The organism is Streptomyces brasiliensis (genome assembly GCF_014647875.1).
GTDB lineage: Bacteria > Actinomycetota > Actinomycetes > Streptomycetales > Streptomycetaceae > Streptomyces > Streptomyces brasiliensis.
Genome location: NZ_BMQA01000003.1, coordinates 195,580 through 221,807, shown reverse-complemented (window position 1 = coordinate 221,807; position 26,228 = coordinate 195,580). Strand labels below are relative to the sequence as shown.

The window sequence follows — 26,228 nt, the reverse complement described above, 5'->3', positions numbered from 1 at the left end:
ACGTACGGGCAGATAGTGGCGGTGGACCATCAATCATGCGCGGGATCGCCGGTTTGGGTAACCGGCGATCCCGCGCTATGTTGCCCCGCTTGACGGGACTCCGATGCCTGCCTTTCGCCGCCATGGTGAGCGCCGTGGTTGTCACGCTCGCCCTCGCTCACACCCCCGGTCGATGGATCACACTCTTCTGCTCCCAGACCAGGCAGTCGTGCAGGCGTAAGCCTCGCCTCGTCCCCTCAGAAGCGGCGAGAGCATCCTGCGGCACTGTCCGATTCCCGCCCTACTGCCATGCGGTGGACGCGGGTTAACTCAGACGTTCGCCCAGAGCTGGGTTGGAGAACTGAGAGGAGACCTCGATGACAGACAGGGCATCCACGCAGGTGGCGGGGACCAGCCCCGCGCTTCTAATCGCTGTGGAGGAGCTGGCGACTGCGCACGACCGCAGCGAGTCCGAGCGGTCCGACATCACCAGCTCGCAGAACAGCGCGGGAGATGACGGCGACAACCGCGATCTGAACCTCCCGAAGGAGTAAGGGGAACCCATGGAGCACCGGCTCGTCAGCCACATCGAGAAGGCTCTCGGCTGGGACGGGCCGGGTTCCGTGGGGACCGCGTTCGCGCGCGGACGTCTCACGGACCCGGAGCTTTCCGCACGGCTGTTGACCCCTCTCAGACTGCTGGACCTGATCAAGCGCCGCCATCTGTCCAATCCGCAGCTGCGTTGCTATGTCGAGGGCGATGAAGTGCACCCATCGATGTTCCTGTCCACCAACGTCAACCGGCGCCGGCAGGCAGTGAGTCAGGCCGACATGGCGGCCCTCGGACGAATCCTCAACGACGGTGGCACTGTGGTCCTGGACCATGTGGACTTCTTCGACTCAACTCTGGAAGTTGCCTGCCGGGCCTTGGGCTGGTGGTCCGGCGAACTCACCTCTGCCAACGCCTACCTCGCGGTGGGTGACACCGACGGATTCCATCTGCACTGGGACGATCACGAGGTCATCGCCGTGCAGCTTTCAGGCGAGAAATCGTGGGAAGTGCGCGGCCCGTCGCGTTCGGCGCCGATGTACCGCGACGCCGAACGCAACCGCACGCCCTCAGAGGAAGTGCTGTGGAAGGGCAGGATGCGGGCCGGGGACGTCATGCACATCCCACGAGGCTTTTGGCACACCGCGACCCGCCTCGGCTCGGGGAGTGGTGGACACTCCCTGCACGTGACGTTCGGGTTCACCAAACGGACCGGTGTCACCTGGGCCAACTTCCTTTCTGATGCCGCCCGCGCCGACGAAGCGTTCCGTCACGACCTGGAGGGCGTCCAGGGCACCGCACACCAGGTGCTGATGGACAAGCTCAGCGCCCTGGCCGCCACCTACAGCCCGGAGCGGTACTTGGACGAACTGCGGACGGGCACCCCGCCCGCACGCCACATGCCGCACGTGGCCGCCTTCGGGCGGCCGGACGGAGTCGCGGCCGTCACCGAGTTCGCGCCCTCCATCGTCCGCTCCGGTGACACCGTCCAAGTGTGCGGTGGTGGTAAGCGGCTGACCTTCCACGAGCGCGCAGAACCGAGCCTGCGGGCGCTCCTGTCGGGTCACCCGGTCTACCTCGAGGGCGCCCCCGACGACGTCATCACTTTGGCCGACTTGTTGATCACGGAGGGGCTGTGCGAACCGCTGACGGAACTATCGTCCTCGGGCTACACCGGTCTGGTCACGCCCGTGACGTACTCGAAGCAGCTGCCGACCTCGGTGTAACACGCCTCGACACCGCGTCCAACTACCTCCGCCATCGTTCCCATGAGGTCTTGAGGACGACGGCCGGAGATCTTCTGCCGAAATTCTCGGTCTCCACCAAAGTCGGCTTTTTCCCCGAGGGACACGGCCTCGATCCCGCCAGGGTCCTCGGAGCCGCCGAGCAAGCCGCCAAGGACCTCGGGCGGGAGCCTGATCTGGTATTTCTTCACAACCCAGAGCACTCGGCACCCGACGCCGAAACGCTGGAACAGGCGTGCACGGCCCTGGCCGATGCAGCACAGGCCGGGCTCTGCCGTTCCTGGGGCGTCTCGACTTGGGATCCGCGCTCCCTTACGGATTTCGACGTGCCATGCCCTGATGTTCTTATGGTCCGAGCGGGGCTGCTGGTCGGGGTCGACGTCCTCGAAGCAGCTGAGGCCCTGGCGATGCGGTGGTGCCCGTCGCAGGTGTGGGGCATGAGCCCCTTCGGCGGAAGTACCACCGAGGTGGTGTGGGACCGCTTCGATCCCAGGATCTTCCTGCGAGACTCCCCGTCCGCCACGAAGATCCAGGCTGCCTTCCGTTCCTCGTACGGCCTCCCTCAGGTCGACGCGGTCGCGGTCGGCACGGACGACGTCGACCATCTTCGGGAGCTGACCGAGGCCCTGGCGTACGAAGTCGACGAGAACGTGATCCGGGAGTACAGGCGGCTCCTCAAAGGCCGTCAGCGCGCCTGAAGTTCCTGCAGCAGCTGCTCCGCCGTCTTCCGAGCGGGGACCAGGCGCGGGTCCTCGGGATCGGCGTAAGGGCCGAGGATCTTCGCGGCGACGAACAGCGTCATCAGCATGCCGTCCCGACTCTCCAGATCCTCACGCCGCTCGCTGCGGACGCGGTCTGCCAGAGCTGGGACGGCGAGGGATGCCCCCCAGAGACTTGCCGCATCCAGGCCGCGGGGGGCCATGCCCCAGTCCTCCCAGTCGAACACACAGAACTCCGGAGCCGTGATGTTCGCCCAGTTGAAATCCGCATGGGCCGGCCGCCATTCGGCTACGGTCGCATCGACACCCGGGAAGACGCTGTGAATCGTTCCCCCGACCAGGTCCTGAGTAAGGGTCTCGGTATCCGGTGTCGCGATACGGTTTGTGTGCTGCGAGGCCAGGGCATCCAGCGAGGCGTTCAGCGCATCCCACCACTCCTCGGGCAGCTGTGGATCCTCCGCCACTACGGCGCTGCTCACTGGCGCCGCTGGCAGCATCTCCGTCTCGTCCGCTCTCCACATCACCGGCTCTGTGTCGTCCCGCCACGCGATGCCTGCGAGCCAGGCCGGCTTTGCGATCCCGCGAAGGGCCTCGGCGGACGCGGTGCCGTCCCCTCCCTGGACCCCGATCCGATCGAGTCCGCGCCGCTCGATCCGCACCCACGTATTGCGGTCCGTACACGCCCCCAGAGACCGGCGCTTGCGCACTACAGCCTCTCGGCTCAGGCGCACCCCAAGCGACCGTTCGACCCGGTCCAGCACGGCTTCCACGGGCTCCTTGCGCAGGTCCACTGAACGTGGTGTCATGCGCCCGAACGTACCAAGTCCCAGCCACGTCGCGAGGGAGATTCGGGGCAAGGCGTACAGGTGTAGCTGACGAGGAGATCGGTCCCGTGCTGCCCCTCTGGGTGAGGTGCCGGGGAGGGCCGGTCTTACGTTAGGCGACGACGCGCCCCGAACGGGGACAGATGCGATACCGGGCTCACGAGGCGCAGGGCTGCCGTCGGGCGACATCAGCGAGATGAGTCGCTCGTGTCCGGTTCAGAGACCACGGCTGACCGTGTGCCCGGTCGCTGGCGGGGAGATACCTGGCGGCGAGGGTCGGAGTTGGACGCTGCAGGGACGCTCTGCGGTATCGGTGCGTCGGGTGCCGGTTCCGCGGGCGAGGGTCTCGGAGAGGTCGGCCAGCAGTGAACTAGGGGTGCGCGGGGACGCGGTGATGGCCCAGGTGGGCCGGTCCGGTCCGGGGCCGGCCCAGACGGTCCAGGTGGCCAGGTTCTGATTCGGGTGTTGTGCTGTGAAGGCGTCGAACTGGACGCCCACGTTCCCGTCGGGGGATGTCCAGCGGATCCATCGCCCGTCCACGGTGTGCTTCCATCCGGCGTCGGAGAGCGGCTGGGTGGCCGCGGTGACCATCTTCTCGTCCACCGGGGCGCCGGTGGACGTGTCCCAGCCGTCGCCGTCGGCGAGGTGATTCAGTAGTTCCGCTATCACCGGGGCGGGGGTGGCGCCGGTCGCGGTGAGGACCCACATGCGGTCGGAGACGGGCGTCTCATAGGCCGCTACGGTCCAGGCGGTCTCGTGAGCCGGGGTCTCGTGGACGCGCTCGATGCGCAGGGTCTGCGACTCGTGGATGGCGTGGGTCGTCTCATCTGACCAGGTCCGCCACTTTTCATACTCGCCGTGCCTGTCGAGGAAGGAGTCGAGGAGGGCGTCGTGATCGCCGGCATCGGCCAGGTAGATGGGGACGGTCACCGGCTCCGGGCGGTGAGGGCCGGGTTTCGCTGCGCCGAGGTCCAAGGTGGTGCGGGCCTCGACGGCGGCGCGCTCGGTGTCGGTCAGGGGTGCCGGACCGGGGCGCATGTCGGTGCCGTGGATCTTCTCGAAGGCGAGCAGGGCCTGAGCGGGTGAGTCGAAGGTGTCGGCGACCTGGCGCAGGTGGTCCTCGCCGTGGAGGTAGACGGACTTGCCGTTGCGGCCGAGGTAGGTGCCGACCGCGACGGTGGTGTGGCCGTCGTGGGCGTGTGCGTGGATGAGGAGATGGCCGTGGCGGACGTCGTCGTGGATCTTCTGCGCCTGGTTGGAGACCTCGCGGATCTCGCTGCGGGTGCACCACGGCATCGGATAGTTCGCCCAGGTCCATTCCTCGTCCATGGCCTCCTGGAGTCGAGGGGTGTTTTCGACTGTGATGCCGCTGGCGGACAGGTGCTTGGCTGCGTCCTTGGCCCAGTAGGGCTCCTCGTGGTCGATGCGGGCCAGGACCAGGACGTTGTCGGCGAGGACGGTCCAGTCGGCGGCCTCCAGAGCCATGAGAGCGATGCGGGCCTGGCTCCCGGTCAGGACGGCGGTCACGGCGCTGGGATGGGTGGGGTGGGTGTCGAGGCGGACGTGGGCGTCGATGGGGGGAGTCACGTTGGGGTGTCGTCTCTTCTGCCGGTGGCCGGACCTTCGGGTCCGGCCACCGGCGTGTGCGGGGTGCTAGCGGGTTGCTCGTGCGGCGCGGGCGGCGTGAGCGGCCGTTGTGGTCGGCGGGCCGGCGCGAGTGGCGGGTGCCGGGCGCGGCCGTGGTGGCGGGACGGTTCCGGTGGCGTGCTGCCAGCGGGTGCGAACGGCGCTGATGTCGGCGAGGGCGCGGCGGGCGCCGACGACAACCTGGAACGGGGTGTTCGCGGGGTCTGCGGCGTACGCCGAGATGCGCCGGCCGGCGTGATCGGCGGTGGCCAGGAGGGAGCGCTGCAGGGCACGTTCGGCCCAGTGCTCCACGGAACCGGCCGGTTCGGCCAGCAGGCGGAGCACCTCGCCGGGTTCACTCGCGTTGTCGAGCAGGCCGCGCTGTTGGGCCTCCCATAGGACGGTGACGGGGTCGACGGGCTCGCGGCGGCGGGCCAGGGCGGTCAGGCATTGCCACAGGCCGGCGTGCAGGGGCCGGGTGAGGTCGTCGGGGAGCAGCCACCGGACGGACTCGATGTCGGCGGGGTGGGCGGTGGCGGTCGCGAGGAGCAGCTGCTCCTCCTCGACCGCCTCGGAGTGGTCGGTGGTGATGGCTGGCGGCGGTGCCGCGGTGCGGGGCAGCACTCCGGCGCGCGGCGGGAATCGGCTCGCGATGTCGTCCACGACCGCGGTAAGCGCGTCGGCCTCGGCGAGCACTGTCTCGACTGGGTTCGGGTGGGTGGCGTCGTCGACGCTCTGGATGAGGCGTTCGGCGGCCGTCTGCAGGTGCTGGCGGGCGTGTTCGGCCTCGACCATCCTGGCGTAGGCCGGTGCGTGGCGGGGCCAAGGGCAGACCTGGACGAGGGTGTGCAGATAGGAGGCGGTCAGTCCGCGCGCCTGTTCGCGCCCCGTGGCGAGCACTTGGTCGAGCCACTTGGTGTTCTTCGCGTGCTCGGCGGGGTCGGGCGGAGGCAGGGTGCTGATGGCGGCGAACAGGGCGGCGTGCGCGGGGGTGGAGAAGGAGTCGGCGGCGATGCCGGTCACGTCGCTGAGACGGTGTGGATCCAGGAGGAGGGCGCCGAGGAGGGCCTGTTCGACGTGGAATACCGGCTGCGGCGGTGCGATGGCGTCGAGGTCGTCTTCTTCGGGTTCGGGGACGTGGGGCATCAGGCTGCGAGGGTGAAGTCGTCGGGGTTGACGGTGACGCCGAGGTGCGGGGCGAGGAGGTGGCCGGCGAGCAACGGCGGTACGGCGTTGCCGATCTGGGAGAACTGCTGGCCCTTGTTGCCGGCCCAGGGGTAGTCGGCGGGGAAGGTCTGCAGGAGGCCGGCCTCGCGGGCGGTGATCCGGATCGGCTCGGGTACCACTGGCGTGTCCGTGTCCGTGTCCGCGGTCGGAGGCGAGGCTGGTTCAGCGACCCAGGTGCACTCGTTCGCGCGGTGCCCGAAGAACAGCGTGCCCGCCGGCTCGGACAGCGGGCGGACTGTGGCGTTCGCTTGGTTGTTGCTGCGCAGGGACCAGGACCAGCGGTGTGCGTCGGCGGTGAACGTCGGCGCCGGAGCGTCGGCGGCACGGTTCTGCCGTGCGCCGTGCCGTGCCTTCCAACCAGCTCCTTCACGGCGGGACCGCAGGAGAACACCGTCCGGCCTGGGCATCCAGGTGCCGCGCTCCCGGGCGTCGGACAGCGACTTGCGGGAGCCCGAAGGGAACGGTTCCGGTCCGCCGCCAGGTCCGCCGCCGGCGCAGACGGTGGGAACCGGCCGGTCGGTCGCACCCCATCCCAGGGCCTCGGCCATGCTGACCCAGCGGGCGCGGCCCGGACCGAACAGCGAGTCAGGCTCGGCGACTTGGGCGTGAGTGGGCGTGGGAGGCTGTGCCGTACGCACCCGGGAGGCGATCAGGATCGCTCGCCTGCGCGTCTGTGGAACGCCGAAGTCAGCGGCGTTGAGGATCCCGTACCAGACCGAGAAACCCCACCCGCGCAGAACGGCCGCGTACTGCTTCCACAGCGGCAGAACGTCCGGCACCTCCTCCATCGCGACCCACTCGGGCTCTCCGACCGTGTTCAGGGCATGCAGGTAGCGCATCGGCTCGGCCGCGAGCAGGGAGCGCTCGTCGCGGCAGGCGGCGAGGAGACGCTCGCGGGTGTCACGGCCGACGGCGAGGTCTTCCACCGCCGTGTGCACCAGCGGCTGGTCGAGCAGGCCGAGGCGTTTGCCGGCCATGCTCCATGCCTGGCACGGCGGGGACGCGATCAGCCCGTGCGTGCGGCCGAGGAAGGGCCACGTCGGATACATGGCCACGTCGGTGCGGATCGTCAACTGCCCAGCGGCCACACGCGTCTTGCAGGCCCACTCGTCCCATTCCAGGCCGACGTCGCGCACGCCGAGGACGCCCAGTGCCCTGCTCCAGCCGCCCGGCCCCGCGAAGAGGTCGAGTATCACGTGGCCAGCCCGAAGTCATCGCGGGTGAGCACGTCCGCGTCCCCGCGGCACGCCCATGGGGAGCAGCCGTCCACGACGCCGTTCTCCAGCGCGTCGGCTTCGTCCGCGTCAATGCGCAGTGCTGCCCGTTCGGCGGCGGTGACGTGGTCGATCGGCGCCTGGCTCAGCGGGACGCGGGAGCGGTGCAGGAACGCCTCGCCGAGCAGTCGGCTGCCCGAGGCGTTGGCGCGGGCATTGCCCTGCCGGATGGCCGCATCGAATTCGACGACGTCCGCCCACTCGGACGGGGACGTGTCCCTGATATGCCTCCACTGCGCATTTCCGTGGAACGGACATCCCAGGCAGCTCGATTTCGGTGTCTCGCCCAGCCCGAGCGTGGTGAGATAACGCACGCAGTCCGCTCTGCTCCAGCCCAGGTCCAGGAGTGGATGCCGGTTGCGCATGTACTTTACGTCGGCGTCTTTGGCGCGGTGGAACTCGTCGGTGGAGATTCCCACCCACTGCTCAACGAACACCCCCTTTGGGACACGCGAAGGGTAGGGGTGTCCGAGTAGTTCGCGTACCTTCTGCTTTATCGGCTTTACCTTATATTCGCCGGTGCACTGCCTGCGGGTCATGCCAGGCCGCCCGTCCTTGTTCAGGATGTGCAGGGGCATGGAGGCGAAGCGGTGGTCCGGATTCAGGGCGTCGCTGCGAATGTTTCCGGACGAGACGCGGAGAACCGGTATACCGGCTGGCTTGGCTATCTCCTGTTCCAGTCGGTCCAGGTGAGCGTAAACGGCTTCGGGTTCCCATCCGGTGTCGGCGAATATCGCGTAGTCGACCTTCGGGAGGATCCCTTCTGCTGAAAGGGCGAGCAGGGTGCTGGACTGAACTCCCGCGCCCAGGGAAAGGGCACGGAATTGAGGCTGATCTGAAATGGTCTGTCCTGGAGGTGGGGAAATGGGGGCGCGCCCTCAATGAGGCTGGTGCGTCAGCCGGCTGGGCGGGATCAGCCGGTCGTGGTGTATGGCGTGGTGGAGGGCGGGGATGCGGTCGAGGAGGTCGGTGGCCGACTCGATGAACTGCTGTGGTGAGGGGCGGATGAGGACGGCCGGCCCCGTCGTGGCGTTGGCTCGGCGGCGTTGGTTCTCCACGGCGCGGGCGAGGGCTGCGGTCAGTTCGGCGCTTGCGTCCTGGGCGGCCTTGGCGATCTGCGCGATGTGGTCGAGGAGCAGCAGCTCCCCGGCCGTGGTGTGCGGCGTGTGCTGGGCGAGGTCGAGGAACAGCCGCAGGGCGGCGCCGGCGATGTCTTGGGCGTCGGTGATCCGCGCGGCCAGCGCGTGTGCGTGGCCGATGCTGTTGGTGCGCAGGGCCTGGTGCAGGGTGAGGGCGTCGGCCTTGATCCGGTCGAGGGCCTCGGTCGGGGCGGAGCGATCAGGCACGGGTCTCCGTGAGGGTGGTCGGGTGCAGGGCTCGGGCGAACGCGGCCGTCAGGTCCGGGGCTTGGGCCGGGTCGGTAGCCAGGGCGCGGACGACGGGGGTGCCGATGACGACGGCGTCCACCAGCGGGGCGACGCGTGCGGCGAGGGCCGGGGTGGAGATCCCCACTCCCGAGACCACGGGCAGTGGGCTCGCGGTGCGTAGCCGCTGGGTGAAGCCGACGAGCGCCGGGATGTCCAGTGGCCCTCGGTAGCCGGTGGGGGCCGTGCTGGCGGGTGCGTAGAGCCATCCGGACGCGCCGGCGACTGCGGCCGGGAGGAGCGGGTCAGGGGTGGTGCGGGGGATGAGGCGTGGGGTGCGAAGGCCCGTGGCCCGTGCGGTTTCGTGCCAGCGGGCCGCTTGGTGGGCGGGCAGGTCGACGATCATCAGGCCGTCGGCGCCGGCGTCGGCGAACACGCGGGCCACGCAGGCGGGGCCGTGGCGGCTCACGGGCTCCCAGTAGGTCATGACAACGGTCGGCCGGAGGCTGGCGGCGTGTTCGACGGCGCGCACCGCGTGGTCGAGGGCGTTTCCGCCGTGCAGGGCGCGGTGGTAGGCGGCCTGAATGACGGGGCCGTCGAGGGCGGCGTCCTCGGTGGGCAGGCCGACCTCGAACAGGTCGGCACCTGCCTGCGCGAGCTGGTCGAGGTGCTGGCGCTGTGCGGTTGCGGCGTGCAGGCCGGCGGGGACGAACACGCCAAGCGCACAGGATTCTTGGGTGAGGCATGTCTGGAGGGGATCGGCGGTGGCCAGGTTGGTGCCTTTCCCGGCGGGTGGGCTGTCGCCGGAGGTCAGCGCCGGCGCCCGGCCGGTGGAGTCGTGGGCGCGGGTGGGCTGGCGGCGTGGCGCGATTGCGGGGCAGGCGGCACGGGCGCGGCGGGATGGCTGCTGAAGGCGGGTGCGACGGCGTCGAGGGTCTTGGCGACCTGCTGAGCCTGGTCGCGGGCGTCCCGGAGCTGCTCGGCGACGGTGTCGGGGAGCCGGTCCCATTGGGCCTGGTACTGGTAGCGCTGGATGATCTCGATGGCGTTGCGCAGCTGCTCGGCGACCTGTTGCAGGATCGCGGTCTGCTGCTCGGGGGCTGTCGCGGTGTGGGCGGCCTGCAGGAGCGCGTCCAGGGCGGTGGGCAGCGGATCGTCGTCCGTGGGAAGCCCGTAGAGCTGGGCGTGTAGTGCCTGGGCGAAGACCGTCACGGGGCCGCCGCAGGAGCCGTGGTCGTACTTGGCTGCCGCCTGTCGGCGAACGCTGAAACTGACGACCACGTCACGGGGAGCGGCGCCGGGGCGGATCTGGTCGGCGAGCGCGCAGGCGAGGTCATGAGCGCTCGGGGTGTCGGATGACGTGGCAAGACTCCAAGGGGGAGAGCGGTCAACGGCTGGGGTGCGAAGGTGTGTACCGCCGTGCGCCCTTGACCTCGGCTCGACGATCGTTCACACCCGGCCCCGCACGCGTGGGGTCAGCGGGTGCGACGGCGGGCCGCAGGCATGGTCGGTGAGCCGGGGGCAGCAGCTGACGGGCGGCGGGGAGCGGGAGGGATGTCGGACGGCGTGGGGATGCCGAGGTCGACACGGACACTGAGACCGTGGGTGTAGGCGTGGGTTTCGGCAGCTGTCACAGCGCCGAGCAGGCGGCGCTCGTCCAGTCCGTCCGGCGGCCGATAGGAAGAGCCGTTCGGGGTGAAGCCGTGCCGTTCCAAGAGGGCACGGGCGGCGGCGGTCCTGGCCGTCACCGCCACGGTGCCGTCACAGAAGTGGAAACGAATCTCCGGATCGGCGACGGGACTGCCGGGGCTCCAGCGGGTCGTCCAGCAAAGATCGATCAGGTCGTGGGTGTGGGCCAGGAGCCGGTACATCGCGATCCCGGCGCGCTCGTGCGCGTCCTGGGCAGTGCCCGGGGGGAGCAGGTAGAGCGTGCGGCCGAGGTGCTCGCGGGCGAGGAACCCGGCCTCGGTCAGCAGCCGGTCGGCATCGCGGATGCGGCGGTTGATGATGACGAAGGTGTGCCCGTCGTCGGTGGACCCGATGAACACATCGGGGATGTCCAAAAGAGACACGGTGGTCCAGGGGATCAGGGAAACGGGATCTGGCGGTTGCTGAGGCGGGCCCGGCGAGCCTGCAAGTGGTACCGCGCCTGCTGAGCGGGACGGCCGCGGCGATGACCGCGTCCAGCGCTGCGGCGGACGTCATGTCGTCGGGATCGTGGGATCACCAGATGCCGATGAGCGTGTCCTGTCAGGGCGCTTGCCACAGTGTGCGAGCGATCTGCGCGGTTCCGCGGTCCGTCCGCGGCCGGGACGGCGTGTGCCAGCCCGGCCTTGGAGGACGGTGGGCCAGGATGCGCCACCCGGCGCCGCGCAGCGAGGCTCCGCTCTCCCCTGCCTGCGTGTAGGTGATCAGTCGCCGGTATCCGAGCGCTTTGGCCGCTCTCCAGGCGGCGCCGTAGAGCAGGGAGTTGGCGTTGCGTGTGCCGTCACTGGCGGTGCGGGTGACTTCGAGGGTGGTGCCGTCGTCCAGGTGGCGGGCGACGGGGCGGCCGACCACGGCCACGGCGCGCAGGATGCTGGCCTCGTCGGCGGCACCGAGGGAGAAGATCTGTCCGGCGGGCGGCGTGTGGTGCCGGTGCCAGAGGCGCACGAATTCCTTGGCTTCGCGGGAGCGGACGGGCACCAGGTGCAGGCGCGATTCGCTCATGCTGCCGATCCGAAGTCGGACTGCACCGGTGCGTGCTTGGCGATGGCCCGGGCGGTGATCGCCTTGGATGCGCGGTCGGACGCCGCGGACAGTTCTGCCGCGCCGGGCTCCTGGTACCACGGGCGCAGGTCGAGCATGGCGGCGCGCAGACCGGTGGCGAAGCAGAGGGCCGTGCCCTTGGGGAGGGCGCGGATCTCGTCGGCGGGCAGGATCCGCTGCTGTCGCATCGACACCGAGGTCGACTTGCCGGACTCGGAGTGCGAGGTCGAGGTGGTCTCGACGTCGTGGTCGCCGATCAGGCGGGACAGCTTGTCCGCGAAGTCGGGGTCGTCGATACCGGAGCCGATGACCTTGACAGTCGAGGCGGACCACATGGCGTCCATGCCGGCGTCCCCCCAGACCTTCTGGCCCTGGCGGTAGGACTGCAGGATCGTGATCGGGATGATGCCGCGCGACCCGAGGTGCGAGTACAGATCCGGAAGGTCCGAGATCTTGCACACGTTGGCGGCCTCGTCGAGGATCGCGAGCATGGGCGGGTCGAGGCGTCCGCCAGCGCGTTCGGCCTGCGCGGTCGCGGCCCGCATCACCGAATCCGCGCACGCGGCGATCAGCGCCGAAGCTCCGCCTCCGCCGTCCTTGCTCAGCAGGAACAACGTGTCCGTGGAGGTGACGAACTCCGACGGCCTGAACTCCGGGACGTTCTTCTGCGGGGTCACCCAGGCGGCGATCTCGCTGTTCAGCAGCGCGGCGGCGTACTGGCGGGCGGTCTCGTAGATGCCGTCCCGGGTTTCCGGCGGTCCTTCCACGGTGCCCTTGAGCTGGGCGGCGACGGCGGTGAAGTCGTGGTCGCGGAGGATGTCGAGCGGGGTGCGGTCGGCGGGGAAGGCCAGCCACTGCATGACGTCGGTGATCGGCCGCTCGTCCAGGGCCGCGGCGAGGAAGAGCTGGGCGAGGATGTTGGATCCGGCCTTGGACCAGAAGTCGCCCTGCTGGCTGGCGTCCACGGAGGCGGCGAGGAAGTGGCCGGCCAGCCGCCCGGCGCCATCCAACGTTTTGGCGTCCGCCAAGGGGTTCCACCACATCTCGCGTGCGGCGTGCGCGATCTGCTGCGGGTCCATCGACCACACCCGTCCTACCGCGGCGCGGGCGTCGTAGGTGGCGGTGAATGCATCGCCGGCGGCCTTGTTCGAGGTCAGCAGGACAGGGCCGGGTGCGGCGAGGATGGAGGGGATCGCGAGCGAGGTGGTCTTGCCCGAGCGGGGCGCCATGATGGCGACGGCCACGTCCTCGTAGCCCATGCGGACCTCGTGCTTGGTGTTCTGCAGATTGCCGAGGAGGATGCCGGTGTCGCGGGCCTCGATGTGCTTGGCGTCCTTCAGGCTCGGGCGCAGGGAGCGGGCCTTGTCGGTGATCGCCTTGGCCATCAGCGGTTCGATGTCCCGGTCCTTGGCCATGCCGATGATCTTCTTCTTCCGGCCGCCGCTGCGGTTCTTGTGCCGGGCCCACAGGATGCCCGCTGTTGTCCCGAGGGCCAGGAGGAGGAGAACGGGCACGATGCGTGCCCCGATCAGCAGGGACGTTTCTCCCGTGTGGGGCCAGAGGCGCTCGGGGTGGAGCAGGGCGGTGGTCGGCTGGTACGGCGCCCAGCCGCCTCCGGTGAGGTAGGCGGTGATGTTGCCGGACAGCCAGGCGAGGTGGGACAGGGGGACGACGACGGCTGCGACGCCGATCAGGAGGCGCAGGACGATGTCGTACCCGTCGGTGGAACTGTTGGAGGAGGTGGGGGGCAAAGAGTTACGTGCCTTCCGGGCGGGGGCGGGGCAGTCAGCGGCTGCGGCTGTTCCTGGCCGGCGGCTGGCGCGGCGGGTCGGGAGTCGCCGGCGGGATGGTGTGGCGTGCCGCGAGGGCGTGGACGCGTTCTTCCAGGGCGGCGGCGACGTGCACGGCGAGAACGTCCGTGGTGCGGCGGGTGACGACGTCCGGGTCGCGGGTCGGAAGAGTGCGCAAGCTGCCGGTACGCGCTGCGGGGTGCGGATCGGTGAGCGCGGTGGTGAACGCGGCGATCAGTCGTGCAGGGGTGTGTTCGCCGAAGCGGGCCTGCCACACCGGCTTTCGCTCCGGGCCGAAAGAGGCGGTGACGAACCAGGCTCCCGGCTCCTGCGCGGTTCCCAGGCGCTGCACGTAGGCCGTTTTGTCGGGCGACACGAGGCCGTCAGCCCCGATGGCCGGGGGCTGCCACGCGCTCTGCCGGAGCGGTTCGTACGGATCGCAGGGTGTGCTCGCCGCGGGTGTCGGGTCGGTGAGGGCGTCGGTGAAGGCGGCGATGAGTTCGACCGGGGCGCGGGCACCGAAACTCGCGTACCAGGCGGGCCGGTCCTCCTCTGCCGCATGATGGAGGGTCCACCACTGTCCGTCGGGGTCGGGTGCCAGGCGCAGGAGGGCCTTCTGGTCCGGGCTGGAGAGCAGGACGCGGGGCATCAGCGGGTCGTTGCCGTGGCTCCAGCCGCAGGCACGGTGCAGGGGGACGGTGATCCAGGCGGGGTCACCGCCGCCGGCCAGGTGGCGCGGCGTGATGAAGTCGACCTCAACGGTCTCGGAAGTCGGGGGCATGTTCACTTCCGTGCCGCAGCTCGCCGGTCGGGCGCGGTGGCCGGGGCCGGTGTGGGCGCCAGGGGTGAAGGGGCTTTGCGGGCGGCCGTGTTGATCTCGCGGAGCGCCTTGCCGTGGGTGGCCCAGTCGTCGAGGTAGCTCCACGATTCGGCGTGATGTGCGGCGAGTGCGTCGTCGAAGTCCGGGGTGCCGGGCTTGGCGGTGGCGGGGAGGGCGTCGCGGGTGAGCAGCCATTGCTCGTGCAGTTCGTCGAGCCGGTCGAGGGCGTCGCGCAGGACGCCCAGCTGGTAGACCCAGCGGCTCTGCACGCTGTTCTCCGGCAGCTGGGCCAGTTGAGTCTCGGCCGTGGCCAGCAGGTGACGGGCGCCGTACCGGAGCGGCTCGAATGCCTCGGCGGTGTCGGCGTCGCGCTGGCTGGCGCGCCTTCCGTAGGCGTGGTCGTCGTAGGGCCAGCCGTCGAGGTCGGTGTGCTCGTCGGAGTAGGCGTCCCAGGCGTCGAGGATCTTCTTGCTGTCGCTCACGTAATGGTCGAGGTGACGGAGGAAGTCGCGATGTGCGCGGTGATCGGCGGAAATGGGAAAGGGGTCCTGTCGGTTCAGCGGCGGGCGGTCGGCTGGGCGGTGTGGGCTGGCGCCGGGGTCGGTGCGGGTTCCGTCTGCTGCCGGCGGGCGGAGCGCGCCTGGGCGCGGAGCAAGGCGATACGGGCGGTGTGCGCGTCGACCACCTGCTGCGGACGCAGCGGGCTGGGCTCCTGCGCGGCGCTGTAGTGGCCGGTGCGGTCGTACATGCCGCGCTGGAGCGGGCTGCGGTCGGCCAGCGCGGTGAGGAACGCTCCGACGAGGTGGGCGGGGACGTCCTCGTCGAAGTAGGCGTGCCAGATGCGCGGGCCGGTGAACTGCCCGTCGCCGGGCTCGCAGGTCTCGACGTGCCAGGACGACCGGCCACTGAATTCGCTCAGCGGGCGCAGTTCGATGTGGCACATGGAGTCCGGCGAGCGTGCCGTGCTGTCCGAGTCGCGGTGCCAGCCTGCCGAGGTCACCGGCTGCCATGGGTCTGGCTGTTGTGCCGGCAAGGCGATGAGGGCGTCGGTGAAGCCGGCGAGGACCTCGGCGGGCACGAGTTCACCGAACTCGGCGTACCAGCCGGGCTGGGTGTCGGTGGGCTCGGCCCGCAGCCGCCACCACGCGGAGGTGGCGGACTGCGGGTCGAACTGGAGGCTGTGGCGAAGGTCGGGACTGCGCAGGACGATCTCGGCGCTCAAAGGGTCGGAGAGGGCGCTCCATCCGGCGGCGGCCAGGCCGTGGGTGATGTGGCGGGCATCCCCGGGGCCGGCGAGGTGGCGGGGGCTGGTGTCGAAGGGGATACGCCAGGCGTGCTTGTTGGCGAACGCGGCGAGCTGCCGTTCGCTCAGCGGCACCGGCCGCACCCCGGCTCACTCGAGGCTGCGCTGACGATCAGCTTGCGCAGCTCGTCCAGGACGTAGTGGAGCATGTACTGGTCGGTCTGCACCCACGCGGCGGCACGCAGCTCGGTGACCAGATCGCTGATCTTCTCGCTGCGCGGGGTGTTCGGGTGGCTCTGTACGGCGCGGGCGAGGGCGCGCAGAGTGTCGCCGAGCTGGATGGGCAGGCCGGTGTATTCGTCGAGGAGGGGCTCGACGAGAGCGAGCGCCTCCTTGGGGTCGGGGTTCTCGCGCAGGTATTCGGTGAGGCGGCACAGCGTGTCGGTCGCGGCGCGGATGGTGTCCGGGGTGAGTGAAGGCATCGGGCTCCTCGGGGTGGTGGGTGTCGTGGTCAGCGGCGGGTTCGTGCGCCGCCGGCTGCGGTGGCGTGGGCGCGGGCGGTGGTGCGCGGTCTGGTGCTTCGGGCGCTGTTGCGAGCCCAGGTGGCGGCTCGGGCGGCCGTGATGCGGGCCTGCTGCCAGGCGCTGAGTTGGGAGGGCTTGACGGATACCGACCAGGTGCGGATCTGCGCGCTGTGCGGGACGCGTCCACGCGGGCGCATCACGGGATCGGGGCTGGCGAGTTCGGTGGAGAAGGCTTGCACGAGGTGCATCGGAGTGTTCGGCGTGAAGTGGGCCGTCCAGCCGTTGCCCTGCTTGTCCTGCGCTCCGCTCCACCACATCGCCGCCCCGTCGGGGTTCTGGCGGTACTGCATCCAGGCGGTGCCATCGGGGCTGGTTGCCACGTAGTGTTCGCCCTCGAAACGCGTGTGCCAGTTCTGCTCCTGCAGCGGAGCCCAGACGTTGGGGGCGTGTGCGGAGCGGGGACGGGTGAGGGCGTCGGTCAGGCCGGCGACGATCTCCACTGGGGCCTGCCGGCCCAGGTGCGCCGACCACTCGCCGCTGGCCCCGTCTGCCCGGCCGTGGATGGTCCAGCCGCCGGGAAGAACGTAAGGGTCGTAGGCGACGCGGACGGTCCGGTCCGGGCTCTCCATGAACAAGGGGCCGCCGGTCTTGGACTTGTCCCGCCAGCCCGAGGCACGCAGGAACTCCGAGACATGCCGGACGTCGCCGCCGCCTGCCAGGGCACGGGGCTGGACGAGGTAGTGCTGCTCGGCCTGCTCGCCGGGCCCCCAGCCCTGCCACTGCTTCTTCTTCACCGGCGCCGCCGGACCACGAGCGGTGCGGGCACTGGGGGCTTCGCCGCGGTGGTGGCGGGCTGGGTGCTGACGTGCTGCAGGGCGTCCTTGTGTTCGTCCAGGTCGAGGGTGATGTCGTGCAGTTCGTTCGAGGCACGGCCCAGAGCGAGCCACACCTCCGCGGGGAGCGCGCCGCGCTCTGCCTGGTCCTTGGCGAACACGCTTCCGGTGGCGACGAGGTGAGTGACGCCGCCGAGGACTCCGACGTCCGGGTCGAGAACGCGGGCGATGACCTGCGCGGCCTGGGGCGGGGGAAGCTGCGAGAGATGGTCGGCGAGCTGGCCGAGCTGACGGGTGATCTCGTCGGCCAGTCTCACCGGATAGGGGGCGGGGTGGGACATGCTCCTCCGGGTCGGTGGACGGTCAGTGGTGGTGGCGCTGTCCGACGCGCTGTGCCTCGGCGAGAGTGGCCTCCGGGCGGGCGCCGGCCAGCGGGGAGGTGTGGTCGGGGCCGGTGGGAATGCAGGCGCGCAGATAGCGGCGGAAGAGAGCGGTGGCGAGTCGGGGCTTGAGCCGGTTGCTGATCGGTGGGGGTGTGCGGGGCGCTACGGGTTTCTCCGGGAGTCGGGCGGTGTGCCGGGCGGCCCCGGCGGGGTGCGGGGCCGCCCTGGCGTCTTACAGGGGGTACGGCGGACCGGTATCGGTTGCCGAGGGGAGGGACGGGCCGCTCGGGTGCGGAGGCCGTGCACGGCCCGCCGGTAGGTGCAGGGCGGGGATACCGAGGTCGGCCTCCGCCTGGTTCATCGAGTCCTGGCGGTTGGCGTGCGGGTGGCGGCCGGTACCGGTGGCATGGATGCCGGGGCGGAGGTGGGCGCGGTCCGTCCGGCGGGGTGCTGGAGGGCGGTACCGATGCCGAGCGCGTCGAGGCGCGGGCCGATCTCGCGCAGGGCACGGGCCTGGACCTGGGTGTCGTCACCACCCAGGCGGTAGATGCCGCTCTGCGGGTCCTGGATAAAGCCGTGGGCGACGAGGATCGCGCCGGCCCGGTCGTCGGCGGGGGCGGTGGCGACGCTGCCGTCCGGCTGCCAGGTCAGGACGATCCGGTCCGGCTGGGAGGGCTGGATGCCACCCAGGGCGTTGTGCCGGACTTGTGCGAGCGCGCGGTCGTAGCGGGCGAGCAGATCGCCGGCGACCTGCTCGGCACTCAGGAACGGGTCGTCTGCCAGGGCGATGCCATTGGGCTCGGGGACAGCCCGGTACGCCTCGTCGGGCAGGGCGCGCGGGGCGACGGCGGCGATGAGGAAGCCGTCGCGTCCGTCGTGCCGGTCCAGGAGGACGAGCTGTGCGCCGTCGGGGCGGCTGAGGACGGCTGCCTGCGTCAGCGGGTGCTCGGCGAGGGAGGCGGCGACCAGATCCAGGTCCCAGATCCGGTCGGAGAGTTCGGCGAGGTCGTCTTTGGCGTCGGCCGTCAGACGCGTGCTGGTCCAGGTGTCGGGGAGTTCACCGGCGAGGACGTCGGCGTACGAGGCGAGGCGCTCGGAGGTGTCGTGGTCGTGCATGGTGGTCCTTGGGCAGTTGCAGGGGCTCAGCGGCGCAGGCGGGTGGCACCGACGGGCGGCGGTGCCGGCACCGGCAGTGCCCGCGGCGGGGGTGGGCAGGCGCACACGGCGGAGCGTTCGGGCTCGTGGTCGGGAACCTGCTCGGCGCAGGCGCGGCGGCCGGGGTGAGGGGCGTGCCGGTCGGCCAGCCGTTCGCGGGTGTACGCGAGGTCGGAGTGGATGACGCGGACGTATTCGTCGGCGAGGTAGCGCAGGCGCCGGGCGGTGTGCGGATCGGTCGCGTTGCTGAGTCCGTCGAAGAACTCCGCTAGGGCGCCGAGGGTTTCCTCCAGCCCGGCGAGGATGCCGTCGTGGGGCGCGGTGAGTTCGGTGAGGATGTCGGCTGCCTCGGCGGTGTCGGTGGCTTCGCGCAGGCGTTCGGCGAGGTGGGAGACCGAGGTACCGAGCGTGGGATAGCGCGCGGGGCGGGCGTCGGTGTTGAACGGTTCGTCGCAGTCGACGTGGTACCCGGCAGCCCGCAGGCGCGCTACGGCATCGGTGGCGAGACGGGACTCGTCGTCCTCGGTGAGGCCGGCGGGGGCGCGGTGGTAGGTCTCGTGGAGGCGGACGACCGCGATGAATCCCGCGCGCTGGAGAATGCTGTGTGCCTCCAAGTCGCCGCCTCGCGCGAGAAGTTCGTCGGAGTGCGGGTCACGGCGGATGTCCACGAAGCGGTCGGTGGTGCGGGGCAAGGAGACGTTTCTCCTACGGCGTTCGGCGGGTGGTGTGCCGGGCTACGGGCGGTGCGGCGGCGATCCGGGACCGGCGGACCAGGTGGTCCGCGGTGGTGTCCAGGTCCTGCTGGATGGCGTGGAGCCGGCGGGCGATCAGCTCCAGACCGTGTGCCGCTTCGGTGCCGGCGACTCCTGGTTGGCGGGCGATGCGGTGAGCGGTGTGCTCGATCAGTCCGCGGACCGTGGCCAGCGGGCCGGCGTGCTCGTCGGCGAGGTGTGTAAGGACGCTCGCGAGCTGCGCGGATGCGGTGGGCGCCGTACGGACAGCGGGCCGCGCTGTGGGCCCGGTGCGGGCGGGGATCAGGTTCAGGTCCTGTTCGATGCGGCGTGCCTCGTCCGCAAGGCGCCGCAGGATGTCTGCGGGCGGGGTGCGCCACGTGCCGTCGAGGTGGATCAGGTTGGCGACCAGGTCCAGGCGCCCGGGCTGTGCCTGGACGGCGATCCACCGCCAGCCGTGCTCCGCGGCGCCGGGTATCTCGATACCGGCGGCTCGCGCGAACCGATGAGCGGTTTCAGCCCACTCCGGACCGGTCAGCTCCCGGTCGTCCGAGTGGAGGCGGATGTCGAGATGGAGGATCGCCCGCCGGTCGTCGTCCGCACTGGCAGTGAACGGATGCTCCAGGTACGGATCTTCGAGGTGCTCGGCCCACTGAACGGACGTCCAGGTGCGCTGCTCGTCATCCGGGGTGTAGTAGTCCAGGCCCGGCCAGTGGGCGACGATGGTGTACTCCGTCAGGCCCTCGTTCGCAGAAAGGGGCCGCCCGAGTGCCTCGGCGAACGGGTCGCGCGGCGAGTGAGTCCGCGCGTGCAGGCGGGGGATCATGACGGCACCCGGCTCGACATGCGGGTGGGCGGCCGGTGCTGATGAAGGTCGCGGGCTGTGCAGAGCAGAGAGCGCTCGCGGACCACGGCGGTGCGGCCGGGGCGGTGCATGGAGGAAGTCATCGGCCGCCCCGGATGTCCGCGATGTGCACGAGCTGGCCCAGGGCGGTGGTGGTGTACCAGCCGCAGTCGATCAGCTCGTCACGGTCGGCGAACCGCGTAAGGAGAGCATCCTCCATGGCCCGCAGGTAGATCAGGCAGTCCGGGCAGCGGCGCGAGAGGTGCACGAGGTAGCGGGGGTGGGCGGTGACGTAGGACTGGGCGCCGCCGGTCGCATCACGCAGCCGCCAGCCGTCCTCGTCGGTCGGGGTGTGCCAGGACGGGGCCACGACGCGCATCGCATCGCCCCACGGTTCGCCGCCGGCCATCCCCTTCAGGACGACGACGGTGTCACCGGCCTGGAAGTGGGCGTGAGTGATGTCCCGATCGGGGGTGAGCGGGTCGGGCGTCGGTGCGAACGCCGAGGTGGGCGGGGGCTGGGACATGAGTTCCTTCCACGCAGATGCTGGCGGGGTGGGAGCATCAATAGTCCGGAGGAACGCCGGTTTGGCTAACCGGCGTTCTCCGGCTATGTTGCCCCGCCGTCAGCGGAACGGGTTCTCCGTCTCGCGGTCCGCCTCATCGGCTGCGTCGAGGAGTTCGAGCAGGTCAGTGCCTTCGGCGTCGCGCTGGTCGATCCACCATCCGGGACGGGTGATGGTGCGGGCCTTCTCCTCCAACTCCGCCCAGTCCGCCTCGTCCCACGTGCCCTCGACGACGAGCGCGGTGTGCGCGGATGTCATCAGCTGGTGGCGGGAGCGCTCACCCCAGTCCAGGGCCCTCTCCGGGCCCTTCAACTGCGGCATGTCGAACTGCTTCGCCCACGCGAGGGCTGCCTGCTGCTCCTCGGCCCGCTTGGCCGCGAGCCACTCCTCCTTGGACGCGGAGTCGGGGTCGCGCGCCGTCTTCCAGCAGTCGGTGCAGTCCTTCGACGCGAGCCAGCGGGCGAAGCCGGCCCGCTTGTCGGCAGGGCGATTGGACAGGTCGTGATCCACTCGGTGGGAGCAGGCGTGCTCCACGGTCCAGTGCGTACGCACGGCCATAATTCGATCTCCTCAAAGGGGTTGGAAGTAGTGGGGTTGCGCCCTGATCAGGGCGTCGTGTACCGGCCACGGAGCAGGAACCGGCGCCAGCCGCACCGCGACTGCCCGCGGGGCCCAGACGTCGGCGCGCGGCGAGAAGGACAGTGAGAGCGAAGGCCGCGCCGGTGCCAGGGAGCGCCGGGCCGGCGAGCGGCTGCTTGGCGAGGTATCCGCGAGGGCGGCGCGGCGGGCGGGACGCTTGGCCAGGGAGCCCGGCCACCAGGAAAGGTGTGCCTGCAACGAGGCTTCGCGCGTGAAAACCAGGTAAGTGCGGGTCACTGCAGATCGGAGCTTGGGCTCCCCCGAAGCGGTCACCAACTTGCCTGGGTGTCAGTGGGGTTGACCACAATGGACGTGGTTGACGAGATCCTTGAAAGGCATGGTGCATCGGTGATGATGGCCAACCGCTACGGCGCTCCATCCGAGGAGCGATAGGCGCGCCTGGCCGGCGCTTCCCTATCGCGACGCCCGCTGGGCGGCGACGCTGTGACGTGAATCCAGCGCAGGCTGCACTCTGCCCTGATTCAGGTGACGGCGCTCCGACGGAGTACGGGAGGGCCCTACTTGTCTGCCACCACTTCTACCTGTGACCACCGCGTGTATCACGTTGTCGTCGTTGCTCTGGTATCCGTCATCGCTGGGCTGGTCGCCGGGATCGGCTCCGCTGTTCTGCGGCAGCCTGCCCTCACCGCCGTCGCTTCTGGCGGTGCCGTCCTTGCCTTCACCTACGGCGCCGGCATGACCGCCGTGTCACACGTCAGTAAGCGCCAGCAGTAGCCGTTGTTCCGGGGCGGCCGGCATGGCCGCCCCCAGGCCGTGGGCGCTCAAGACAGCTCACGATCGTGCTCGTATTCTGCGAGGGCAAGGACAATCGCGTACTACTCCGTAGGCTTGTGTTCGTAAAGACCATGCAAGACATGGGCTTAGCGGTGTCGGGCGGGGGTGCTGGCGCGGGGTGGCGGCGTGGGCGGTGTGGTGTCCACGGCGGGGCGCGGACGGGCGCGCAGCACGGGGGTGCGGTGCGGGGGCAGGACGGCGACGGTCGCGCCGAGGTCCTCGGCCGCCTCTTCGACTTCGCGGGTGAGGAACTCGATCTGCCGGCTCAGCGCTGCCAGGCGGGCGGCGATCTGGCGGCCCTGCACGGTCTCCAGGGCGCTGGCGAACTGGCCGCTGGTCTCTAGGAGCTCCTGCAGGCGGATCATCGGGCCGGCGTCATAGCCGCGCTGGACAGCGCTGAGAAGCGCATTGGAGGCGTCACCGGCGGTCTGGCCTTCGACGACATCGCGGATGAGGTCCTGCAGCAACACATCCGGGACCTGTGCCGGGCGGTTGAACCGGGAGACGTCCGGGCGCAGCACGCCGGGCGGAACCGGAGCGGGCAGCACCTTGCCCGCCTCGTACTCGTGGGCGTAGTGCCCGACAACCTGCCAGCCCGATGCGTCCGGATCGCCGCGCAGCGCGACCACCGTCGAGTCGTCATCCTCGACCAAATAGGCGAGGGTGATCGGCTGCCCGTCGGCGGCGTACCACGACTCGGTCAGCTCCAGCTCGCCGCGCCTTTGCGCGGCCTGGGCCCTTTCGGTCCACATCTGCTGTTCCTCGTCGGTCAGCGGAGCCTTGTGGTGCTGGCCGCCCTGCTGGTCGGCGAGGTTGCTGGCAAGGGAGCCGTGGTCCGCCCAGGCGGCCAGGTGCGGCCACAGGGCCGCATGCTGAGCGCGCTCGGCCGGGGAACCGGGGGCGGCCGGCCGGTCGAGCGCCCGGCGGATCTCGGCGGCCGAGGCGGCCAGGCCGTCCAGGACGGCCCGCCACCCGGCCAGGTGCCGAGCGGGTGGCAGCTCATCGAGCACCAGGCGGGCGGCATCCAGGAGAGCCTCGGCGTGCGGGGCGAGGTGGGCGGCGTACGCCTCCACCGCGGCCTTGTCGCGATGGGCTCGCGCGGCTGCCGCGGCGCCCGCGTGGACGGTACGGCCGTAGCGGTCGCGTGTCATATCGAGCGCGGCCTCGGTCTCGCGGTCGATGACCGCCATCCGCAAACGGAAGTCGCGTGCCGCGTTGGCCAGTTCGGGAGCGGTCGGCAAGGGGCCGTCGGGGGCCGGACGGCTCGCGGGTGTCATCGGGACCGCCCGCCGGTCGCGGCCGTCAGATGGACGGTCGGAGCGTAGGTGGGCTTCGGCGGGATCGGCCGGGCCGCCGGCGGGGAGGTGGTGGGAGGTGTAGAGCGCTGCGTCGTCCGGCCGGCGGCGGCCTGGGCGAGACGGCTGCGGCGCTCCTGCAGGCCATTCGGCCGGGCGGGGCGTGGCGGGCCAGCCGAGAGGGACGGGTCAAGGCGGATGTCGGCCTGCACGGTGTAGCCCTGGCGGCGCAGGTCGTGGACGGCTTGGCGGGTGCGGCGGACTCCGTCGCGCTCGGGCTCGCTGAGCCGGTACAGGCCGGGTTCTTGGGGAACGGGCTCGAACTGCTCGCGCTCCAGGTACCAGTGGGCGAGGTGCGCGGGCATAGAGGCGGTGAAGGAGGCGACGAAGCCGTGTTCCTCGTGGTCGCCGAAGGCGAAGTGGGTGCCGGGTTGCAAGGGGGCGGTGTTCTCCTCGGGGCGTGGGGCGGAAGGGTCAGGGGCCGCGGTGCGCGGGCCGGGCCGCGGTGAGGGGGCGGGCCGGCGCGGCGACGGGCAGGGCCGGGCGGCGGTGGGGTGCGCTGATGCGGGCCTGACGCAAGAACGTTTCGCCGTCGGTGAGCCAGGTCTCGATGGCCGGCCACGCGCGTGCTCGGCGCTCCTGCTCCGGCACGAAACCGCCGTGGACGATCTCGTCGACCAGGGTCTCGGCATCGGTCACGGCGTCGGCCAGACGGGAGAGGGCCACGGCGTCGTCGGGCCACGGGCTGCTCGCGGGTCGGCACCGGTCGAGCAGCGCCGGGGCGTGGTCGACGACGGTCAGGAAACGGCGCCAGGCGTGGTCGAGGAACAACTCCGTCGCGGCGCCGGGAGCGGCGGCGCTCAGCGGGGTGGCGTCGCTGTAGCGGCCGGAGGCGTTCATGGCCTGCCAGGTGTCGTGCTCGCAGCGGATGTCCCCGAGTACAGCGGCGATGGCCGCCGTCTGGCGGGCGTGGACGGCCTGCTCGTAGGCGGGGAGGTACCGGCCGGTGAGGGCCTGGGCAGCCCGTCCGGCAAACGGCGGCAAGACGATGCTGCGCGGGGCGTGGGGATCGCCGTAGCCCCCTTCCAGCCCCTCGGGCGAGAAGGCCCCTACCAGGTAGTTGAGTTGACGGCCGGGGCGTTCGATGAACAGCAGCGTGGTGCCCTGCACCGCGTCGGTGAGGAGCGCGGCGTAGGGGATTCGCTCGCTCTGGACGGCGCGGCCGAGTTCGCCGCTGTCCCAGATCCAGGGGACGAGGTCTTCCTGCCAGGCGGGGTGCGAGTAGATCTCGACCGAGGCGCGCCACTGGCCGGGCAGGAGGCGCGTGAGGTCGCGGGCGGCGTCGCCGATGAACCGGCGGCTGCTCGTGTGCACGCTGGTGCGGTGCCGCTTCGCGCACCTGATCAGGTCGACCACGGTGGTCTTGGTGCCGTCCGCGGGCAGGTGCCAGACGCCGTCGTCGTCCCGCTGGAAGCCGTTCTCCGCGAGGGCGGTGTGCGCCCAGGGGTACTGCTCGCCCGAGGCGATGGCGACGATCCCGGACTCCCGGCTGTGCGTCAGGATGATCTGCGCCTCAGCCATGGACCAGGTCTGTAGGGAGCGCGACTTCGTGAGCACGGGCTCCCGCGGAAACATCGAAATCCGCACGCAGTGAGCAGTGGCGCTGTAGGTGGAAATTGAGCAATCGGTGGTTCTCCTAGCTCGGATAGGTAACGGCGAGTGAGGTACTAATGGCCGCGGTGAACGTTGGTTCCGGTAACCAGGGTCGGCCTTGACGCTGGTGGACCAGGTCGCTCTCGGCCCAGCGGGTCGGCGCGGCGGCTAGAGTCCAAACTCCCTTGCGAGGCAGGAGATTGGGTATGAGCGACCTGGCGATGGTGGCCGTCGTTAGCGCGTACAACCTGCGCTTCATCCGGTACTGGGACGCCGAGAGCCGGATTGTCGGGGATGCGGGGCCGAAGGTGACTCGACCCCTGCCCGGTGTTCCCGGCCTGCACATGTTCTATGACCAGTCGGACGTGGATGCTCCACACCAAGATCTCAATGAGGTGGGTCGTCGGGTCGTCGAAGCTCTCGGTCATCCGCGCCAGGACGAGATGCGTGGGCAACTCTGCATCTATCTCGCTGACGCAGAGGGTGCCCCGGTGGACATGCCGCCCTGGTTGCGCGACCGCATCCAGGAGGAGGTCGGCCGCGCCCGCGCTGACACCCGGGCTTGAGAAAAGTGACAACTACTGAACGTTGCCAATGCTCATGATCACGCGGAAATGCTCACGAATTCGCGGATCCTAGAAGGTCCTCGCCGTGCAGGACGGAGCGCAGGCTGCGGCCGTACGCCCAGGCGTGCTCGCGGGCCGCCACCTCCAGCTGGTCGTATCCGACCTGGGCTGTCATCTGCCCGTTCCACTTGCGGTACCTGTACACGGGCACTGGCAGCAGGATCCCTCGCGCGAGCGCGGTGACGCCGAGGGCTGCGCAGTAGTCCTCGCCCTGGACGAGGCCGCCCATCGGCGCGGCGCGCACGAGGTCGGTGCGGGCGAGGATCGTGGTCGGCCCGATGGGGATGGTGTCCGCCGGCGACTTCCAGTACGTCCACACGTCGCCGGCCTCGTGCCGGCCGGGCGGCGTGGGGCAGCGCCACAGGGTGGTCGAGCCGTCGGGGTAGTGGTCCTCGCTCCAGCCCGCACACCAGCCGACCCCGGTCGACTCCAGGGTGTTCAGCCGTACGGCCATCGCATCGTCGGTGAACTCGTCATCGTCATCCGCCCAGTTGGTGTACGGGGTGCGTACGTGGTTCAGGGCCAGGTTGCGGGCGCAGGCGGCGCCGACCGGCCGGGGCAGCGACAGGGTGCGAACGCGGGCATCCTGTGCGAGCGGGGCCGGCAGGCGGTCGGGCGAGGCACCGTCGAGTGCGATCACGGCCTCCCACGGCACGGACTGCCGGGTCAGGCTCGCGTGCATGGCGGTCAGGTAGTCGAGCCGGTCTTCGCGCAGGCGGCTGGCGATGACGACGGTGATCAGGGGCGTGGTGTGCGGGGGCAGGGAAGGCTCCGGGAA

30 protein-coding genes and 1 pseudogene are annotated in these 26,228 nt (G+C 70.6%); 5 read left to right on the top strand and 26 right to left on the bottom strand.

Annotation, left to right across the window (positions count from 1 at the left end; genetic code table 11):
• Nucleotides 1–356 precede the first annotated feature (356 nt).
• From IEZ19_RS07000 to IEZ19_RS53005, 4 genes and pseudogenes are all read left to right on the top strand, one after another.
• Nucleotides 357–533: a hypothetical protein gene (locus tag IEZ19_RS07000; RefSeq protein WP_189310132.1), complete on the top strand. Its 177-nt coding sequence runs from the start codon at nucleotides 357–359 to the stop codon at nucleotides 531–533.
• 9 nt (nucleotides 534–542) lie between these two features.
• Nucleotides 543–1,754, top strand: coding sequence for a JmjC domain-containing protein (locus IEZ19_RS06995; protein WP_189310130.1), 1,212 nt, complete (start codon nucleotides 543–545; stop codon nucleotides 1,752–1,754).
• Nucleotides 1,664–2,029: pseudogene (locus IEZ19_RS53010) on the top strand (aldo/keto reductase); the annotation flags it as partial. The gene IEZ19_RS06995 and the pseudogene IEZ19_RS53010, both read left to right, overlap by 91 nt.
• Before the next feature lie 90 nt (nucleotides 2,030–2,119).
• Entirely contained in the window at nucleotides 2,120–2,470 is a 351-nt protein-coding gene (locus IEZ19_RS53005; protein WP_308428934.1) for a hypothetical protein, read from the top strand.
• Here IEZ19_RS53005 and IEZ19_RS06985 read toward each other — a convergent pair.
• From IEZ19_RS06985 to IEZ19_RS06865, 25 genes are all read right to left on the bottom strand, one after another.
• Complete coding sequence (locus IEZ19_RS06985) at nucleotides 2,458–3,297, bottom strand: hypothetical protein (protein ID WP_189310126.1); 840 nt, start codon at nucleotides 3,295–3,297, stop codon at nucleotides 2,458–2,460. The two genes, IEZ19_RS53005 and IEZ19_RS06985, sit on opposite strands and share 13 nt — an antisense overlap.
• A 234-nt stretch (nucleotides 3,298–3,531) precedes the next feature.
• Nucleotides 3,532–4,902, bottom strand: a complete 1,371-nt coding sequence (locus tag IEZ19_RS06980; RefSeq protein WP_189310124.1) for an SPDY domain-containing protein — start codon at nucleotides 4,900–4,902, stop codon at nucleotides 3,532–3,534.
• A 66-nt stretch (nucleotides 4,903–4,968) separates the two neighbouring features.
• Nucleotides 4,969–6,087, bottom strand: coding sequence for a DnaB-like helicase N-terminal domain-containing protein (locus IEZ19_RS06975; protein WP_189310122.1), 1,119 nt, complete (start codon nucleotides 6,085–6,087; stop codon nucleotides 4,969–4,971).
• A complete protein-coding gene (locus tag IEZ19_RS06970; RefSeq protein WP_189310120.1) occupies nucleotides 6,087–7,364 on the bottom strand; it encodes a DNA cytosine methyltransferase in 1,278 nt (425 codons plus the stop codon). The genes IEZ19_RS06975 and IEZ19_RS06970 overlap by 1 nt, the downstream gene beginning before the upstream one ends.
• Entirely contained in the window at nucleotides 7,361–8,224 is an 864-nt protein-coding gene (locus IEZ19_RS06965) for an adenine nucleotide alpha hydrolase family protein (RefSeq protein WP_189310323.1), read from the bottom strand. The genes IEZ19_RS06970 and IEZ19_RS06965 overlap by 4 nt, the downstream gene beginning before the upstream one ends.
• 96 nt (nucleotides 8,225–8,320) lie before the next feature.
• A complete protein-coding gene (locus tag IEZ19_RS06960) occupies nucleotides 8,321–8,788 on the bottom strand; it encodes a hypothetical protein (RefSeq protein WP_189310119.1) in 468 nt (155 codons plus the stop codon).
• Entirely contained in the window at nucleotides 8,781–9,578 is a 798-nt protein-coding gene (gene trpA, locus IEZ19_RS06955; protein WP_268248621.1) for a tryptophan synthase subunit alpha, read from the bottom strand. The genes IEZ19_RS06960 and trpA overlap by 8 nt, the downstream gene beginning before the upstream one ends.
• 38 nt (nucleotides 9,579–9,616) lie before the next feature.
• Complete coding sequence (locus tag IEZ19_RS06950; RefSeq protein WP_189310115.1) at nucleotides 9,617–10,087, bottom strand: hypothetical protein; 471 nt, start codon at nucleotides 10,085–10,087, stop codon at nucleotides 9,617–9,619.
• A 194-nt stretch (nucleotides 10,088–10,281) separates the two neighbouring features.
• The gene (locus IEZ19_RS06945; RefSeq protein ID WP_189310113.1) at nucleotides 10,282–10,878 is read right to left on the bottom strand and encodes a hypothetical protein; all 597 of its coding nucleotides are present in this window, start codon (nucleotides 10,876–10,878) and stop codon (nucleotides 10,282–10,284) included.
• A gap of 178 nt (nucleotides 10,879–11,056) precedes the next feature.
• A complete protein-coding gene (locus IEZ19_RS06940) occupies nucleotides 11,057–11,515 on the bottom strand; it encodes an XF1762 family protein (protein ID WP_189310111.1) in 459 nt (152 codons plus the stop codon).
• Nucleotides 11,512–13,305 carry a type IV secretory system conjugative DNA transfer family protein gene (locus IEZ19_RS06935; RefSeq protein ID WP_189310109.1) on the bottom strand — a complete coding sequence of 598 codons (1,794 nt, stop codon included), beginning with the start codon at nucleotides 13,303–13,305 and terminating at the stop codon, nucleotides 11,512–11,514. Before IEZ19_RS06935 ends, IEZ19_RS06940 begins: the two co-directional genes overlap by 4 nt.
• 34 nt (nucleotides 13,306–13,339) lie before the next feature.
• Complete coding sequence (locus tag IEZ19_RS06930) at nucleotides 13,340–14,125, bottom strand: SPDY domain-containing protein (RefSeq protein WP_189310108.1); 786 nt, start codon at nucleotides 14,123–14,125, stop codon at nucleotides 13,340–13,342.
• Between the two features lie 2 nt (nucleotides 14,126–14,127).
• Nucleotides 14,128–14,646 (bottom strand): hypothetical protein, encoded by a 519-nt coding sequence (locus IEZ19_RS06925; RefSeq protein WP_189310106.1) that lies wholly within the window; start codon nucleotides 14,644–14,646, stop codon nucleotides 14,128–14,130.
• 74 nt (nucleotides 14,647–14,720) lie between these two features.
• A complete protein-coding gene (locus IEZ19_RS06920) occupies nucleotides 14,721–15,542 on the bottom strand; it encodes an SPDY domain-containing protein (RefSeq protein ID WP_189310104.1) in 822 nt (273 codons plus the stop codon).
• Nucleotides 15,533–15,889 (bottom strand): hypothetical protein, encoded by a 357-nt coding sequence (locus tag IEZ19_RS06915; protein ID WP_189310102.1) that lies wholly within the window; start codon nucleotides 15,887–15,889, stop codon nucleotides 15,533–15,535. Before IEZ19_RS06915 ends, IEZ19_RS06920 begins: the two co-directional genes overlap by 10 nt.
• A gap of 29 nt (nucleotides 15,890–15,918) precedes the next feature.
• Nucleotides 15,919–16,725, bottom strand: coding sequence for an SPDY domain-containing protein (locus tag IEZ19_RS06910; RefSeq protein WP_189310100.1), 807 nt, complete (start codon nucleotides 16,723–16,725; stop codon nucleotides 15,919–15,921).
• Nucleotides 16,722–17,105, bottom strand: a complete 384-nt coding sequence (locus IEZ19_RS06905) for a hypothetical protein (protein ID WP_189310099.1) — start codon at nucleotides 17,103–17,105, stop codon at nucleotides 16,722–16,724. The genes IEZ19_RS06910 and IEZ19_RS06905 overlap by 4 nt, the downstream gene beginning before the upstream one ends.
• A gap of 399 nt (nucleotides 17,106–17,504) precedes the next feature.
• Entirely contained in the window at nucleotides 17,505–18,263 is a 759-nt protein-coding gene (locus tag IEZ19_RS06900) for a hypothetical protein (RefSeq protein ID WP_189310098.1), read from the bottom strand.
• Nucleotides 18,264–18,289: 26 nt separating this feature from the next.
• Complete coding sequence (locus tag IEZ19_RS06895; protein ID WP_189310097.1) at nucleotides 18,290–18,994, bottom strand: hypothetical protein; 705 nt, start codon at nucleotides 18,992–18,994, stop codon at nucleotides 18,290–18,292.
• Between the two features lie 13 nt (nucleotides 18,995–19,007).
• Entirely contained in the window at nucleotides 19,008–19,859 is an 852-nt protein-coding gene (locus tag IEZ19_RS06890; protein WP_189310096.1) for a relaxase/mobilization nuclease, read from the bottom strand.
• A gap of 118 nt (nucleotides 19,860–19,977) precedes the next feature.
• The gene (locus IEZ19_RS06885; protein ID WP_189310095.1) at nucleotides 19,978–20,403 is read right to left on the bottom strand and encodes a hypothetical protein; all 426 of its coding nucleotides are present in this window, start codon (nucleotides 20,401–20,403) and stop codon (nucleotides 19,978–19,980) included.
• 99 nt (nucleotides 20,404–20,502) lie between these two features.
• A complete protein-coding gene (locus IEZ19_RS06880) occupies nucleotides 20,503–21,000 on the bottom strand; it encodes a hypothetical protein (RefSeq protein ID WP_189310094.1) in 498 nt (165 codons plus the stop codon).
• A 962-nt stretch (nucleotides 21,001–21,962) separates the two neighbouring features.
• A complete protein-coding gene (locus IEZ19_RS06875) occupies nucleotides 21,963–23,153 on the bottom strand; it encodes a hypothetical protein (RefSeq protein WP_189310093.1) in 1,191 nt (396 codons plus the stop codon).
• Nucleotides 23,150–23,608, bottom strand: coding sequence for a hypothetical protein (locus IEZ19_RS06870; protein WP_189310092.1), 459 nt, complete (start codon nucleotides 23,606–23,608; stop codon nucleotides 23,150–23,152). Before IEZ19_RS06870 ends, IEZ19_RS06875 begins: the two co-directional genes overlap by 4 nt.
• Before the next feature lie 37 nt (nucleotides 23,609–23,645).
• Nucleotides 23,646–24,752, bottom strand: a complete 1,107-nt coding sequence (locus IEZ19_RS06865; protein WP_189310091.1) for a hypothetical protein — start codon at nucleotides 24,750–24,752, stop codon at nucleotides 23,646–23,648.
• 278 nt (nucleotides 24,753–25,030) lie between these two features.
• Here IEZ19_RS06865 and IEZ19_RS06860 point away from each other — a divergent pair, with 278 nt between their 5' ends.
• Nucleotides 25,031–25,390: a hypothetical protein gene (locus IEZ19_RS06860; RefSeq protein WP_189310090.1), complete on the top strand. Its 360-nt coding sequence runs from the start codon at nucleotides 25,031–25,033 to the stop codon at nucleotides 25,388–25,390.
• A gap of 52 nt (nucleotides 25,391–25,442) precedes the next feature.
• On the opposite strand, the gene IEZ19_RS06855 is transcribed toward IEZ19_RS06860, so the two are convergent.
• On the bottom strand, nucleotides 25,443–26,192 hold the full coding sequence (locus IEZ19_RS06855) for a glycosyltransferase family 2 protein (protein WP_079088142.1): 750 nt from the start codon (nucleotides 26,190–26,192) through the stop codon (nucleotides 25,443–25,445).
• Nucleotides 26,193–26,228 lie beyond the last annotated feature (36 nt).